General features: G+C 67.4%; 14 protein-coding genes. 7 read left to right on the top strand and 7 right to left on the bottom strand.

The window, feature by feature from the left end; all coding sequences use genetic code 11:
• Positions 1–35 precede the first annotated feature (35 nt).
• From G335_RS0105980 to G335_RS13820, 3 genes are all read right to left on the bottom strand, one after another.
• A complete protein-coding gene (locus G335_RS0105980; protein WP_018176173.1) occupies positions 36–1235 on the bottom strand; it encodes an alkaline phosphatase family protein in 1200 nt (399 codons plus the stop codon).
• A gap of 4 nt (positions 1236–1239) precedes the next feature.
• Positions 1240–1563 carry a BolA family transcriptional regulator gene (locus G335_RS0105975; RefSeq protein WP_018176172.1) on the bottom strand — a complete coding sequence of 108 codons (324 nt, stop codon included), beginning with the start codon at positions 1561–1563 and terminating at the stop codon, positions 1240–1242.
• A gap of 152 nt (positions 1564–1715) precedes the next feature.
• Complete coding sequence (locus G335_RS13820; RefSeq protein WP_077276981.1) at positions 1716–1976, bottom strand: addiction module protein; 261 nt, start codon at positions 1974–1976, stop codon at positions 1716–1718.
• A 130-nt stretch (positions 1977–2106) separates the two neighbouring features.
• Here G335_RS13820 and G335_RS0105965 point away from each other — a divergent pair, with 130 nt between their 5' ends.
• The 3 genes from G335_RS0105965 (at position 2107) to G335_RS0105955 (ending at position 5520) form a co-directional block, all read left to right on the top strand.
• Positions 2107–2778 carry a haloacid dehalogenase type II gene (locus tag G335_RS0105965; protein WP_018176170.1) on the top strand — a complete coding sequence of 224 codons (672 nt, stop codon included), beginning with the start codon at positions 2107–2109 and terminating at the stop codon, positions 2776–2778.
• Between the two features lie 95 nt (positions 2779–2873).
• Positions 2874–4043: a GNAT family N-acetyltransferase/peptidase C39 family protein gene (locus G335_RS0105960; protein WP_018176169.1), complete on the top strand. Its 1170-nt coding sequence runs from the start codon at positions 2874–2876 to the stop codon at positions 4041–4043.
• Positions 4036–5520, top strand: coding sequence for a RimK family protein (locus G335_RS0105955; protein WP_018176168.1), 1485 nt, complete (start codon positions 4036–4038; stop codon positions 5518–5520). The genes G335_RS0105960 and G335_RS0105955 overlap by 8 nt, the downstream gene beginning before the upstream one ends.
• Before the next feature lie 59 nt (positions 5521–5579).
• On the opposite strand, the gene G335_RS0105950 is transcribed toward G335_RS0105955, so the two are convergent.
• A complete protein-coding gene (locus G335_RS0105950; RefSeq protein WP_018176167.1) occupies positions 5580–6122 on the bottom strand; it encodes a glycine cleavage system protein R in 543 nt (180 codons plus the stop codon).
• A 359-nt stretch (positions 6123–6481) separates the two neighbouring features.
• Here G335_RS0105950 and G335_RS0105945 point away from each other — a divergent pair, with 359 nt between their 5' ends.
• Positions 6482–7159: a c-type cytochrome gene (locus tag G335_RS0105945; protein ID WP_018168253.1), complete on the top strand. Its 678-nt coding sequence runs from the start codon at positions 6482–6484 to the stop codon at positions 7157–7159.
• Positions 7156–8157 (top strand): c-type cytochrome, encoded by a 1002-nt coding sequence (locus G335_RS0105940; RefSeq protein ID WP_018168252.1) that lies wholly within the window; start codon positions 7156–7158, stop codon positions 8155–8157. The genes G335_RS0105945 and G335_RS0105940 overlap by 4 nt, the downstream gene beginning before the upstream one ends.
• 114 nt (positions 8158–8271) lie before the next feature.
• Here the strand turns inward: G335_RS0105940 and G335_RS0105935 are convergent, their stop codons facing one another.
• Both G335_RS0105935 and G335_RS0105930 read right to left on the bottom strand, forming a co-directional pair.
• Complete coding sequence (locus G335_RS0105935; protein ID WP_026304771.1) at positions 8272–9042, bottom strand: SDR family oxidoreductase; 771 nt, start codon at positions 9040–9042, stop codon at positions 8272–8274.
• Positions 9035–9856 (bottom strand): TatD family hydrolase, encoded by an 822-nt coding sequence (locus G335_RS0105930; RefSeq protein ID WP_018176165.1) that lies wholly within the window; start codon positions 9854–9856, stop codon positions 9035–9037. Before G335_RS0105930 ends, G335_RS0105935 begins: the two co-directional genes overlap by 8 nt.
• 396 nt (positions 9857–10252) lie before the next feature.
• On the opposite strand from G335_RS0105930, the gene pepN reads away from it, so the two are divergent.
• Positions 10253–12889: an aminopeptidase N gene (gene pepN / locus G335_RS0105925; protein ID WP_018176164.1), complete on the top strand. Its 2637-nt coding sequence runs from the start codon at positions 10253–10255 to the stop codon at positions 12887–12889.
• A gap of 129 nt (positions 12890–13018) precedes the next feature.
• Here the strand turns inward: pepN and G335_RS14480 are convergent, their stop codons facing one another.
• Positions 13019–13261, bottom strand: coding sequence for a hypothetical protein (locus tag G335_RS14480; RefSeq protein ID WP_338065499.1), 243 nt, complete (start codon positions 13259–13261; stop codon positions 13019–13021).
• On the opposite strand from G335_RS14480, the gene G335_RS14255 reads away from it, so the two are divergent.
• The gene (locus tag G335_RS14255) at positions 13151–13531 is read left to right on the top strand and encodes a hypothetical protein (protein ID WP_369772992.1); all 381 of its coding nucleotides are present in this window, start codon (positions 13151–13153) and stop codon (positions 13529–13531) included. The genes G335_RS14480 and G335_RS14255 overlap by 111 nt on opposite strands.
• The last annotated feature ends 130 nt before the right edge of the window (positions 13532–13661 follow it).

Below are 13661 nucleotides of genomic sequence, written 5' to 3'. Positions count from 1 at the left end.
CGCCAGTCGGTTTGACCGGCACAGAACCCGGCAGTTTACCGCGACTGGCCGATATTCCGAAGAAACAGGGGAATATGCCGTTCCTCCGGGGACAGGCCGCCGTGGGCGCCAACAAAGAACGGCCCCTCGTCATCGGCCGGCGGGTCCACCAGGTAGGCGTCCTCGACCGGCAGCAGCAGGTAGTCGCCGGCCCGCGCGCGCAGTTCCGGGTGTTGCGGCTCGGGGCCGAGGGTCCCGTGGCCCAGCCACTCGGCCTGCGGGATGGCCAGGACGTCGTCACCGAACGCCCGCTCCAGTGCCTGCAGGAAGTCAGCGTGCTGTCCGGTTCGGATGTGGGCGAGGGCGGCGCGTGGCTCGCCGGTCAGACGGTGGCGCAGGCAGGCCTGTACCGCCGGATGCTCGCGGAGGTCCAGGCGGCGTTCGACCGTGCGCATGCCGTGGTCGGCGGTGGTCAGGAACACGCTTTCCTGACGCTGGATCTGCGCGCAGGTGGCGGTGTAGGCCAGGTCCAGCTGTTTCAGGTGGCGCTCCACCTCCGGGCTGTCCGGGCCGTATTCGTGGCCCAGATGGTCCAGCTCCGACCAGTAGACGTAGGTGAAGTGGGGTCCCGGCGTCGCGTTCACATGCGCGGCCACCCGCGCCGGCAGCTCGGAGAGGTCCTCGAAGCCAATGAAGTCGGCGCCGCGGCTCATCATGCGGTTGTAGGGCGTGCCGCCGATCCATTCCGGGCCGATGAAGGTCATGCCGCAGTCAAGCCGGTCGCCCAGGCGGTCGGGCTGCACGCGGCCGGTCAGCTCGCGGTAGCCGAGCGTGGCCGGGTGGTCGTCGGCGCCGCGCTCCTGGCCCATCAGTACCGTAAGGGTGCGTTCGGCGGCCGCCAGGCGGGTATGCCAGCCGAGCAGGCCATGCCGTGCGGGGTGGCGCCCGGTCAGGATGCTGGTGATCGCGGTGGCCGTAGTGCTGGGAAACACAGTCTCCAGATCGGTCACGTGGTCCGCGCCCAACAGCGGCGTGTGGCGGCGGTAACGGGCGGCAAAGCCGTCGATGAGCCACAGCACGATATGGCGGTCCGGGCCCAGGTGCTCGGAGACACCCGCGAGCGGCGGGTGCGAGGCCGCCGCGTTCAGGCTCGCCTCGATCTGGCCGAGCAGGTCCATCAGCCCGGGGGATTCCAGCCGCGCGCGCAGAATGGCGTCCACGGCCGAGTGGGCCGTGGGGGTGGCAGTGACCGACAAGACCTCAGGCCTTCGCGCCGCCGTCGCCACCCATGCAGGGCGGGGAATCCGCGACCTTTCCGGCGCGCTCGAACCACTGGTCCGGGTCCAGGGTGTGCAGCGCCAGGGCGTGGATGCCGCCGGCCAGCTCGTCGGCCAAGGCCTGGTTCACCAGACGATGCCGCGCGATCAGCTTCTGGTCGCGAAAGGCCTCGGATACCACGGTTACCTTGAAGTGCGACTCCGAACCCGGCGGCACGTTGTGCATGTGGCTCTCGTTCACCACCTCCAGATGCTCGGGCGCAAAGCGTTCCTCCAGCTTCCGGCTAATGGTCTCCTGCATGGTCATCGACGACTCCAGTGCTTCGAATGGTGGGTCAACCAACATGTCCAGTCTGCCGTGTCGGCAACGCATGTCCAGATCCTCTGTGGGTCGCATGGCTGCCGTGCCCGGAAGGCCGGGATTACGCGCCCGGTGCGCGGGTCTTCCAATAGTCCGGATCACGATGCAGGTGCATGATGGCGAGGATCAGAACAGCGTCGTTCAAACCGGTGCCATATCTTCTCGAAGACCTGCTCGCCCGGAATGGCCGCGACCGTGCCCGACCGGATCTCTTCCAGGCGTTTTCGGGAGACTTCCGCCCATTTTCGGTCTACACCCGCATCGGGCGGGTTCAGGCTACGCAGGAGAGAATCGACTACCAGGGCGCGGTCCTCCACGGGTAGGGACTCGGCTTCGTCGATGAGGTCTTTGATCTTCATGTCATCATCCTCGTGACATCGCTGTGGGCGATGGCCGGAGCAAGGTGTCTGCTCATACTGGCATGGTAGTGCGAGAGGGCGCCATTGTGGCCGGCATGAAGCAGGTGGTTCCCGCTCCCGGGAGGTGATGATGCGACAGACACTGGCGTTCGATGTGTACGGGACGCTGATCGATACGCAGGGGATTGCGGCGACGCTCGAAGGCTGGATCGGCGAGCGGGCACCTGTGCTGGCGCGTGCCTGGCGCGAGAAGCAGCTCGAATACACCTTCCGGCGTGGGCTGATGGGGGCGTATGCGGACTTCGATACCTGTACCGAGCAGGCGCTGCGCTATTGCTGCCAGGCGTTGGATATCGAGCTCGACCCTGAGCAGGAGGTGGCGTTGTTGCTGCGCTATCGCCAGCTCCCCGCCTTTACCGATGCGGCTCCGGCCCTGGATCGCCTGCGCGCGGACGGCCACCGCCTGTTCGCATTCAGCAACGGCAGGGCCGAGACGGTGGATGAGCTGCTGCGCCACGCCGATCTGGACGATCGCTTCGAGGATGTCGTCAGCGTGGACGAGATCGGCTGTTTCAAGCCGGATCCACGGGTGTACCGGCATTTCCTCCAGCGGGCGAATGTATTGCCGATGGCTGCCTGGCTGATCTCGGGCAACCCGTTTGACGTGATCGGCGCGCAGGCCGCGGGTATGCGCACGGCCTGGCTCGACCGGGCGGGGCAGGGGCTGTTCGATCCCTGGGGCGGGGAACCCACCGCTACCATCCGGGACCTGGACGAGCTGGCCGGCGCGCTGGGTTTGTAGCGGCCGCGACCTCGGCAAGCATTCCCGTTGCAACGCGCTATTCGCACGCGGTGGTTGCGCTACGATGGAGATCGGGCAGCCGCCGGGAGAGGAGCGTGAGCCAGCACGTCAAGCAACGGGTCGCGCCCGCAGTCGAATCGCCCCCGATCCGTCCCGCCACGCTCGAGGATCTGGAGGCGCTGGTGGCGCTGGAACAGGCGGCGTTCGAGGTCGATCGCATCTCGCGGCGGCAGTTTCGCTACCTCCTCACGCGCGGGCATGCGGCCACGCTGGTGGCGGAGGGGCCCGGCGGTGAGGGGCTGCTCGGCTACGTGATGCTGCTGTTCAGCCGGGGTACGTCGCTGGCGCGGCTGTACTCGATCGCGGTCAGCGAGCGTGCGCGTGGCCGGGGCCTGGGGCGGCGCCTGGTGGAGGCGGCGGAGGATGTGGCGCGGGATCATGGGCGCACCGATCTGCGCTTGGAGGTGCGCCGTGACAACGCGGCCAGTCAGGCATTGTTCCGTGGGCTGGGGTATCGCGATTTCGGCACCATCGATGATTACTACGAGGACCACATGGATGCGCTGCGGCTGCAGAAGTCGCTGGCGCCCGGTCCCGATCCGGCGCTGGTGCGCGCACCGTACTACGCGCAGACGCTGGAGTTCACCTGCGGCCCGGCCGCGCTGATGATGGCGATGCGCGCCATCGACCCGGACCTGAAGCTGGACCGGCGCCTGGAGCTGCGCCTGTGGCGTGACGCCACCACCATATTCATGACCTCCGGCCACGGCGGTTGCGGTCCCTACGGGCTGGCGCTGGCGGCCGCCCATCGCGGGTTCGAGGTGGAACTGCTGGTGCGCGATCGTGGCGTGGCGTTTGCCGATTCGGTGCGCAGCGTGGAGAAAAAGGAAGTCATGCAGCTGGTGCAGGAAGAGATGATCGAGGAGCTGGAGCAGCTCGGGGTCCCCGTGGTGCACGGTCCGGTGAACGTGGCCCAGCTGGCGGCACGCTCTGCCGAGGGCGGGGTGCCGGTGGTGCTGATCAGCAGCGTGCGGCTGTACACCGAGCGCTTCCCGCACTGGGTCACGGTCACCGGGTTCGACGAGCGTTTTGTCTACGTGCACGACCCGTTCGTGGATACCGAGCAGGGCGAGCGCGCGCTGGATTCGGTAAACATGCCGATCGCGCGCGCGGACTTCGAGCGCATGGCGCGCTATGGGCGCGCGGGGTTGCAGGCGGCGGTGATCGTCGGCCCACGCAAGACGCCAGGGGTGGCGCATGCCTGAGCATCGCATCCTGGTCGAGCGCCGGGCGGACTGGAAGCCGCACTTCCCCGACCTGCCGGTGATGGCCATCGACGACTACCTGCGCGGCCCGGCCGTCGACGATCCCGCCAACCTGCGGGTGATCAACCTGTGCCGCAGCCAACGCTACCTGTCGGCCGGCTACTACGGCTCGCTGCTGGCGGAGGCGCGCGGGCATCGGGTGATCCCCAGCGTGCGCACCCTGCAGGACCTGTCGCGCAAGTCGATCTATAGCCTGGACACCGAAGAACTGGATGAACGTGTGGCGCGCGTACTGGGGCGCAGCCGCCAGGGCACGCATCCGGAACGGCTGGAACTGACCGTGCTGTTCGGCCAGTGCGCCGAGCCGGCGCTGCAGGAGATCGCCGGGCAGCTGTTCGCCCTGTTCCCCGCGCCGATGTTCCGGGTGGAGTTCCGGCTGCAGGGGCGGTGGCAGATCCAAGCCCTGCGCCCGTTCGCGCTCAACGCGCTCGAGCCCGAGCAGGAGCCGGCCTTCTTTGCCGCCCTGGAGCGCTACCTCTCCAAGCCCTGGCGCCGCCGGCGCGAGGCCCGCAGCGCACGCTACGAGCTGGCTATCCTGCACAACCTGGACGAGGCCCTGGCCCCGTCCACGCCGGCGACGCTCAAGCGCTTCGTCCGCGCTGGACAGGAGCAGGGGATGGATGTCGAGCTGATCCAGGCGCGCGATCTGTCGCGCCTGGCGGAGTTCGATGCCCTGTTCATCCGCGAGACCACCGCGATCGACCACTACACCTACCGCTTCGCGCGCAAGGCCGAGGCCGAGGGCATGGTGGTGATCGACGATGCCGACTCCATCCTGCGCTGTACCAACAAGGTCTACCTGGCCGAACGCCTGGCCGCCCATCGCGTGCCCACACCGAAGACGGTGATCCTCAACCGCGAGACCATCCTGCGCGCGGAGGAGTCGATCGGCTATCCCGTGGTGCTCAAGATCCCGGACGGCAGCTTCTCGCGCGGCGTATTCAAGGCGAACGACCGCGGCGAGCTGGAATCCATCGCCCGGCGCCTGCTCAAGGAGAGCGATCTGATCCTCGCCCAGGAGTTCGTCTACACCGAATTCGACTGGCGCATCGGCGTGCTCAACCGCCAGCCGCTGTACGCCTCGCAATACCTGATGTCGCGCAAGCACTGGCAGATCGTCAACCACGACGCCAAGGGCGGCCCGCGCGAAGGCGGTTTTCGCACCCAGGCCCTGGCCGACGTGCCCGCGGCGGTGGTCAAGACGGCAGTGAAGGCCGCCAACCTGATCGGCGACGGCCTCTACGGTGTCGACCTCAAGCAGACCCCGCGCGGCGTGATGGTGATCGAGGTGAACGACAATCCCAACCTCGACGCCGGCATCGAGGACAAGGTCCTCGGCGAGACGCTCTACACCACCCTGATGCAGGACTTCGTCCGCCGCCTCGACGCCGCTCGCCGCCACCGCGCCGCCCCCTGATGCGGCTTTCCGGCGCGCTCGTTACGGGCGAGGGGTATCGAGCTTGCTCGGATTCCAGGTCAGGCTGCCTCGGGCGGCTCGTGTTGCGGGTCGTGGAGTTCGAGGTCGACCATCAGTTCGTTGGCCAGTGCCTCGAGGGCGTCCTGCAGGGTGTCCAGATCCAGGTCCTCGGGGACGCCGAGTTGCGCCTGCGCGTGGAACATTGGTTCGCCGGTCATTGAGCCCGGCTTGCAGGCCGTATCCAGGGTTTCCACGCTGACGCCGTGGCGCGAGAGGATGGCGGTGATGTCCTGCACGATCCCCGGCCGGTCGTGTCCGACCAGATCGAGCATCACCCGGTGCCAGGGCGGTGCCGGAAGCTCACTCCCGCGCTGGATCTGGACCTGTAGACCGTCCCCCTCCAGCTCGCGCAGTGCGGCCTCCAGCTGGTCCGCGGCATCCGCCTCGGCCTCCAGCAGCACGACCCCGGCAAACTGACCGGCCAGCTGCGTCATGCGGCTCTCCAGCCAGTTGCCGCCCGCCGCCCGCGCCCGCGCCGCCACCGCGCTGACCAGCCCCGGCCGGTCCGGCCCGATCACCGTCAGAATCACCGAAGTCTTCATGCTCTGTCTCCCTGTTCCAGTTGCGATCAGACGGGTCATGCTACGGCATGGTTCCGGTTCGCAGGTACCACGTCACTTTGGAGCCCTTGCCGGCACTGGCGCGATTCGGCGCTAGTTCAGCCAGTAGCCAGGCCAGTAGCCAGGGATGTGCTGCCCCATCTACGCCTTGGCGTAGGTCCCTGTGTGGGAGAGGTTTGATCTGCATCAAGAACCCGGCTGTCTCTAACCGCAGGACGTATCCTTTATGCTGAATTGAGAATATTCTTTAGTTGTTATTCCGGGGTCCGCCCGATGATCGGGGTGACCGTTCGGTGACTCCTCTTTCGGCGCATAGCGGCTCATGACCAAGGACAGCACATATGAAAAAGAAACAGCTTGCCGGAGGGTTGGCTCTCCTTCTCGGTCTCGGCCTCGCGGGGACGCCGGCACTGGCCGTCGATGGCCTCGAAGGTGATCCGCAGCGCGGGGAGGGTCTGACGCAGACCTGCGTTTCCTGCCATCAGGCCGATGGCTCCGGGCAGAACGTTCCGGGAGGCGAATCCTGGCCGCGTCTGGCCGGTCTGTCCGCAGGCTATATCGCGCGGCAACTGAAGGATTACCAGGAAGGCCGCCGCCAGAACAGCACCATGGCCGCGTTCGCCAATATGCTGGATGATCAGGCTGTAGCCGATGTCGCTGCGTACTACGCGCAGCTTCCGGTTACCCAGGCCGAGGGGGGCGACGACGTGGATGACGCCACCCTAGCGCGCGGCGAGGAGCTGGCGCGGCGTGGGGACTGGAACCAGTACATCGTCAGCTGCCAGAGCTGCCACGGCCCGGGCAATGCCGGGGCCGGTGATGTGTTCCCGGGCATCGCGAGTCAGCATGCCGGCTATATCGCCGGTCAACTGCGTCAGTGGCAGGAGGGCGAGCGCGACAACGATCCTCAGGGCCTGATGGCGGCGATCGCCAAGCGCATGAGCGATGAGGACATCCGGGCCGTCTCGGCCTGGCTGGCCCGTCAACGTGTCACGTCGGCACAAGGGGATACGGAATGAAGATTCGCAAGCTCACGCTGACGACGGGCGCGGCCGTCCTGCTGGCCGGTGCCGCGAGCGCTGCCTGGGACGAATACAAGCCCCTGTTCGCCCTCGGTTATGCCGAGCCGGAGGAGGGCCAGCTCGTCCATATCCCGCCGACGCTTCAGGATCTCGAGGATGCCGCCATGAGTCCCGAACTCAAGGACGTGGTCCGGCGCGGTCATGACCTGTTCGTCGATACCCAGCAACTGCGCGGACAGCATGTGTTCAATGACATGAATTGTGCCAGCTGCCACATGGATGCCGGGCGCCAGCCGTTCAGTGCCGCTTTGTGGCCGGCCGCGATCACGCTGCCGGACTACCGCGGCAAGAACTGGCAGGTGAACAGCCTCGAGGAACGCGTGGTGGGTTGCTTCACCTACTCGATGAATGGCAATCCGCCGGAGTACGGCAGCGACACGATGCTGGCCATCACTACCTACATGCAGTGGTTGGCCAAGGGTGCGCCGGTCTACCCGGACCAGGAGATCTACGGGCGTGGCTATGGATCGGTGGCCGAGCCGGAACAGGAGCCTAACTACGAGCGCGGCAAGGAGGTCTATGCCCAGAGCTGCGCGATCTGCCACGCAGAGGACGGTCAGGGGTTGAAGCAGGACGGCCAGGTGGTCTTCCCGCCGTTGTGGGGAGATGGTTCCTACAACTGGGGTGCCGGGATGTCGCGGATCAATACCTCGGCGGCCTTCATCAAGCACAACATGCCGCTGGGCCAGCCGAACTCGCTCAGCGACCAGGAGGCCTGGGATGTGGCGTTCTACATGAACAGTCACGAACGCCCGCAGGACCCGCGCTACACCGGTGATGTCCACGAGACCCGCGAAAAGCACGCCAATTTCCACGGGCGCACCCTCTACGGGACCGTGCGCGAGGTGGACGGGCACTTGCTGGGCGATCACGACAACACCGGCGAGAAGGACTTCCTGCGCCCGGAGATCCTCCGCTCGCGTACCTTCGACTGACGCGATCGCCTCCCGGCTGATTCACTGGGAGGACATCAACGCCCTGGAACGCTGGTCGTTCCGGGGCGTTTTCGTTTCCGCCTTTGGGCCGGCCTTTCCCGTTCATGGATCGGCTCATTCGGTATAGATCATGCGGCGGGTCATGCCGCCGTCGACGGTCCAGGTCTGGCCGGTGACGAAGCCGGCGTCGGGGCCGAGCAGGAAGGCGGTGAGGGCGGCGATGTCGGCGGGCTGGCCGACGCGCCCGGCCGGGTGCTGGGCGTGGTCCTGTGCGGACAGGGGCTCGGCCTGTTGCTGGTCGGGGCTGCGGGCGTCGATCCAGCCGGGGCGGATGGCGTTCACGCGGACGTCCGGCCCGGCGCTGATGGCCAGGGCGTGGGTGAAGGCGTCGAGGCCGCCCTTGCTGGCGGCGTAGGCCTCGGTGTGTGGCTCCGACTGCAGGGCGCGAGTCGAGCTGATGTTCACGATGGCCCCATGGCGGTGGCGCAGCAGCGGCAGGGCATGCTTGCCAAGCAGGAAGGCACCGGTGAGGTTGGTGTCCAGCCAGCGCTGCCAGTCGGCCAGGTCCAGTTCTTCCAGTGGCCCGGAGTGCGGGTCGCTGATGCCGGCATTGTTGACCAGCGCATCGAGTCCGCCGTGCCATTCCTCCGTGCGCCGAATGGCTTCGCGGACCTGGTCCTCGTCGCGGACATCCAGCGTCATCGCCCGGGCCGCGGGGCCGATGCGCGCGGCGGCCTGTTCGCATTCGGCGCCGTCGAGGTCGGTCAGTACCACCTGCCAGCCATCCCGTACCAGACGCCCGGCGATGCCGAGGCCGATCCCGCGCGCGGCGCCGGTGACCAGCGCCACCCGTGGCGTCGGGTCGTTGTCCGGTGTTTCAGACACCGGCGGTTTCGGGGAGGTTGTAGAAGGCGCGGGCGGTGGCGGTGGTGTGGGCGGCGAGGTCTTCCGGGGTCTCGTCGCGCAGTTGGGCCACGTATTCGCCGATGTGGGGGAGGAAGGCGGGCTCATTGCGCCGGCCGTTGCCGATCTTCTTGCCGGTGCCCTTGGGCAGGCTGCGCGGCAGGAGGTAGGGGGCGTCGGTCTCGATCATCAGGCGGCCGCGCGGGATGCGCGGGACCAGCGGGTGCAGGTGGTGGCCGCGGCGTTCGTCGCAGACCCAGCCGGTGATGCCGATGTGGCAGTCGAGGTCGAGGTATTCGGCCAGGGCGTCGGCCTCGCCGGTGAAGCAGTGCACCACGGCCGCCGGCACCTTGTCGCGCCAGCGGCGCAGGATCTGGGCGAAGTCGTGGTGGGCGTCGCGTTCGTGCAGGAATACCGGCAGGCCGAGGTCGGCGGCCAGCTCCAGCTGGGCCTCGAAGGCGCTGCGCTGCTGCGGGCGCGGCGAGTGGTCCCGGTTGTAGTCCAGACCCATCTCGCCCATGGCGACCACGTTGGCGTCCGCGCGGGCGAGGTCACTGAACCGGGCGGCGATCGCGTCGGTCCACTGTTTGGCGAGATGTGGATGCACGCCCAGGGTGGCGCGGCAGCAGTCCGGGTAGCGGTCGGCGATCTCCAGGCATTTTTCGCTCTGGTGGGCGTCGGCGCCGGTGATCAGCATCCAGGAGACACCGGCCTCGCGAGCGCGTTCGAGGACCTCGTCGCGTTCCTTGTTGAACGATTCGTGGGTGAGGTTAAAGCAGATATCGATCCATTCCATGCGCGGTATGCTAACGGATTGGACGCGTGGTGCCAGTTCCCGGGCCTGTCATTGCGAGGGGCCGCCGGTGCCGTGGCACAAAAGCGCGAAGCGCGTTGAACGGCCGCAGGCCGGCCCGAAGGGCGGGCCGATCGCTCTGCCAGCTTTGGGAGATTGCCGCGGTGCCTTCGGCGCCTCGCAATGACGGGGGAACAAGCAGCGTCATCGCGAGGAGCGTAGCGACGTGGCGATCTGTGGGGGTGACCCCGGCCGGGACGGAGAAACGTGGGGGTTGCGGATGGAGGTTGCCACGGCCCCTGCGGGGCCTCGCAATGACGGGGTCCTTGTCCGGGTTTGGGGTATGGACCGCGTGGGCGTGATACGTGTTGAACGGTTATTGATGATTTGGAGTTTGGAATGCGTGATGCGAGCCCCCTGGCGGTTTATCTGAACGACTATCAGCCGCCGGCGTTTGTGGTGGAGAGCCTGGAGCTGGACTTTGATCTGGCGGCGGCAGCCACCGAGGTGACGACGCGCATGGCGGTGCGGCGCAACCCGGAGGCGGTGGAGCCGGATGCGCCGCTGCGCCTGTATGGCGATGGCGTGGAGCTGGTCTCGTTCACGGTGGACGGCGCCAAGCCGGCCGAGGGTTTGCTGGAACAGGACGCCGAGGGGCTGCTGCTCCACGGCCTGCCGGAGGCCGCGCGGCTGGAAATCGTCAGCCGCTGCCACCCGGATCAGAACACCGCGCTGGAGGGGTTGTACGCCTCCAGCGGCAACCTCTGCACCCAGTGCGAGCCGGAGGGATTTCGCCGCATCACGTTCTTCCCCGATCGTCCGGACGTACTGACAACCTATCGCGTGCGCCTGGAGGCGGACCGGGTGCAATACCCGGTACTGCTGGCGAACGGTAACCGGGTGGAGGCCGGCGAGCTGGACGGTGGCCGGCATTACGCCGTGTGGGAGGACCCGTTCCTCAAGCCGTCGTACCTGTTCGCGCTGGTCGCGGGGGATCTGGCCTGCCAGCGCGACACCTTCACCACGATGTCCGGGCGCGAGGTTCAGCTCGAGCTGTACGTGGAGGCACACAACGCCGATCGCTGCGATCACGCGCTGGCCTCGCTGAAGCGCGCCATGCGCTTTGATGAGGAGGCCTTCGGCCGCGAATACGATCTGGATGTGTACATGATCGTCGCGGTGGACGACTTCAACATGGGGGCGATGGAGAACAAGGGGTTGAACCTGTTCAACGCCAAGTACGTGCTGGCCAGCCCCGATACCGCCACCGACGACGACTTCGTCGCCATCGAGTCGGTGATCGCCCACGAGTACTTCCACAACTGGTCGGGCAACCGCGTGACCTGCCGCGACTGGTTCCAGCTGTCGCTGAAGGAGGGGCTCACGGTCTTCCGCGACCAGGAATTCACCACCGACTGCACCCTGTTCGGCGTGAAGCGCATCGACGACGTGGCCATGCTGCGAGCCTTCCAGTTCCCGGAGGATGCCGGCCCGCTGGCGCACCCGGTGCGCCCGGATCACTACGCCGAGATCAACAACTTCTACACCCTGACCGTGTACGAAAAGGGTGCGGAGCTGATCCGCATGCTGCGCACCCTGATCGGGCGCGAGACCTTCCGCCGCGGACTGGATGTCTACTTCGAGCGCTTCGACGGTCAGGCGGTGACCACTGACGACTTCGTGGCGGTGATGGCCGAGGTCAGTGGGCGCAACCTGACGCCATTCAAGCGCTGGTACACCCAGGCCGGCACCCCGCGGGTAACGGCCGCGACGTCGTTTGACGGCCCCGGTGGCCAGGCGCGCATCACGCTCACGCAGGAGACGCCGCCAACTCCAGGGCAGGAGCACAAGGAGCCTGTGGTGATCCCGATGCGGGTGGCCTTTCTGGATGCGAAAGGACGGCGCATCACGGCCCACCAGAAGGGTGGCGAGGTGCAGGACGAGTGGGTGCTGGAGCTCAGCGAGGGCGAGCAGACCTTCCGTTTCGAAGCGCTGTCCGACTCGCCAGCCGCGATCTCCTGGCTGCGCGGCTTCTCCGCCCCGGTGATCCTGAACGCCAACCAGGGCGTGGACGAGCTGGCCCACCTGCTGGCCTATGACGACGACGCCTTTGCCCGCTGGGAGGCGGCGCAGACGCTGTTCCGCCGCGCGATCCGGTCACGCATCGAGCACGATGCCGCCGACACCGCGTTGGAGGCGGCGATCGAGCATGCCCTGGCGGCGCTGTTGCGCGACGAGGCGATCGAGCCGGTGCTGTTGGCGACCATCCTGCAGCTGCCGCCGACCCGCGAGCTGGCCGAGCTGTTCGAGCGCGTGGATCCGGTGCGCCTGCGCAACGAGCGCGACGACCTGGAGAAGCGCCTGTACATGCCGCTGACCGAGGCGATGCAGCAGATCCAGCCGAAGCTGGATGACGTCGACAACGGTGCGTTCACCGCCGAGGCCATGGGCCGGCGCCAGCTGCGCAACCGGCTGCTGGCGCTGCGCGTCGCCGCGCGCGACCAGGCCGCGGTGCCGGAGGCCCTGGCGCAGTACCAGAAGGCCCGCAGCCAGACCATGCGCATGGGCGCACTGAACGCGGTCAACGAACTGGACCACGAGGCGCGCCAGGTGCTGCTGGCGGACTTCGAAAAGCGCTACCGCGACGATCCGCTGGTGCTGGACAAGTACTTCGGGCTGCAGGCGGGCAGCCAGGTCGCCGGCGGTTTCGAGCGCCTGGACGCGCTGCTTGAGCACCCCGGCTTTCGCTGGACCAACCCGAACCGCGTGCGCGCGGTGCTGGGGCCGTTCATGGCGCGCAACGAACGCCACTTCCACCAGGACGACGGCGAGGGCTACCGCCGCATGGGCGGCTTCGTCGAGAAGCTGGACGCGATGAACCCGCAGACCGCCGCACGCCTGGCCCAGCCGCTGACCCGCTGGCGCAAGGTCGACACCGTGCGCAGTGAATTGATGCGAGCGGAACTCGAGCGTCTGGCCGCACTCGAAGTCTCGCGCGATCTGCGCGACGTGATCGAACGCGCGCTGGCCCCGTAGCCGATCGGGCGTTGGGGGTGAATGCAGGAGCGTGCTTGCACGCGAAGCCCCTGCCCGCGTCCGGCTTTGGCTGGGGCTTCGCGTGCAAGCACGCTCCCTACGGGGGCTGTGGGTTGTGGTAGGTTGATGTCAGGTTATAGGGGGCGCGACGCCCCTCGAGACGAGGTTCGGACCGACGTGAAGCGAGTCTTCTACCGACTGCTGTGCTGGATGCTGGTGCTGGCGATTGCCGGCCTGCCGGCGCTGGCCGCGGCCGTGGGTATGGAAGACGGTCACGCCGGGCACACGATGCATAGTGCCCAGTCCAAGGGCGACGCCGAGCACGGGGCCCACGATCACGGGCACGACGCTGCCCATGTTCACCATGCGCATGGTGACCGGGCGGGCCACGCCGCGTCGCCGCATCATGGTTCGGACCATGCGTCGTCGTCGGGACATTCCCAGGCCAGCGAGCTGCTTGCACATGCCGATTGCGTGGATGCGGCTTGTCTGGCTGCCTGTGCCGCCTGTAGCCACTGTCAGGGCATGCCGTCCATCACCGGCATGAGTGTCGTGGCGACCGAAGCGCCAGGCGCAAGCCTGCATTCCTTCCAGAGCGGTCCTTCCACGGCCGCGTTGCACCGCCCTCCAATCCTCTCCTGATCCCGTAATGCCGGCCGTTTGGCCGGTTCCTGCCCGTGTGCTGCCTGGGTGCCCCCCAGCAGCGGGTAGAAAGGCCGTGTCGTGCGCTTGCGCGCGGTTCGGAATCGAGTACGGAATCAAGGAGATTTTC

The organism is Thioalkalivibrio sp. AKL8, from assembly GCF_000380525.1.
Lineage (GTDB): Bacteria > Pseudomonadota > Gammaproteobacteria > Ectothiorhodospirales > Ectothiorhodospiraceae > Thioalkalivibrio > Thioalkalivibrio versutus.
The sequence above is the reverse complement of the archived record's forward strand: the minus strand, read 5'-3'. Positions and strand labels throughout refer to the sequence as shown.

Excerpts from the sequence above, each read along its gene's own strand:
- G335_RS0105975 (WP_018176172.1), bottom strand. The coding sequence starts at position 1,563 with ATGACCATGCAGGAGACCATTAGCCGGAAGCTGGAGGAACGCTTTGCG.
- G335_RS13820 (WP_077276981.1), bottom strand. The coding sequence starts at position 1,976 with ATGAAGATCAAAGACCTCATCGACGAAGCCGAGTCCCTACCCGTGGAG.
- G335_RS0105965 (WP_018176170.1), top strand. The coding sequence starts at position 2,107 with ATGCGACAGACACTGGCGTTCGATGTGTACGGGACGCTGATCGATACG.
- G335_RS0105955 (WP_018176168.1), top strand. The coding sequence starts at position 4,036 with ATGCCTGAGCATCGCATCCTGGTCGAGCGCCGGGCGGACTGGAAGCCG.
- G335_RS0105950 (WP_018176167.1), bottom strand. The coding sequence starts at position 6,122 with ATGAAGACTTCGGTGATTCTGACGGTGATCGGGCCGGACCGGCCGGGG.
- G335_RS0105945 (WP_018168253.1), top strand. The coding sequence starts at position 6,482 with ATGAAAAAGAAACAGCTTGCCGGAGGGTTGGCTCTCCTTCTCGGTCTC.
- G335_RS0105940 (WP_018168252.1), top strand. The coding sequence starts at position 7,156 with ATGAAGATTCGCAAGCTCACGCTGACGACGGGCGCGGCCGTCCTGCTG.
- G335_RS0105930 (WP_018176165.1), bottom strand. The coding sequence starts at position 9,856 with ATGGAATGGATCGATATCTGCTTTAACCTCACCCACGAATCGTTCAAC.
- pepN (WP_018176164.1), top strand. The coding sequence starts at position 10,253 with ATGCGTGATGCGAGCCCCCTGGCGGTTTATCTGAACGACTATCAGCCG.
- G335_RS14255 (WP_369772992.1), top strand. The coding sequence starts at position 13,151 with ATGGAAGACGGTCACGCCGGGCACACGATGCATAGTGCCCAGTCCAAG.
- G335_RS14480 (WP_338065499.1), bottom strand. The coding sequence starts at position 13,261 with ATGCGCATGGTGAACATGGGCAGCGTCGTGCCCGTGATCGTGGGCCCC.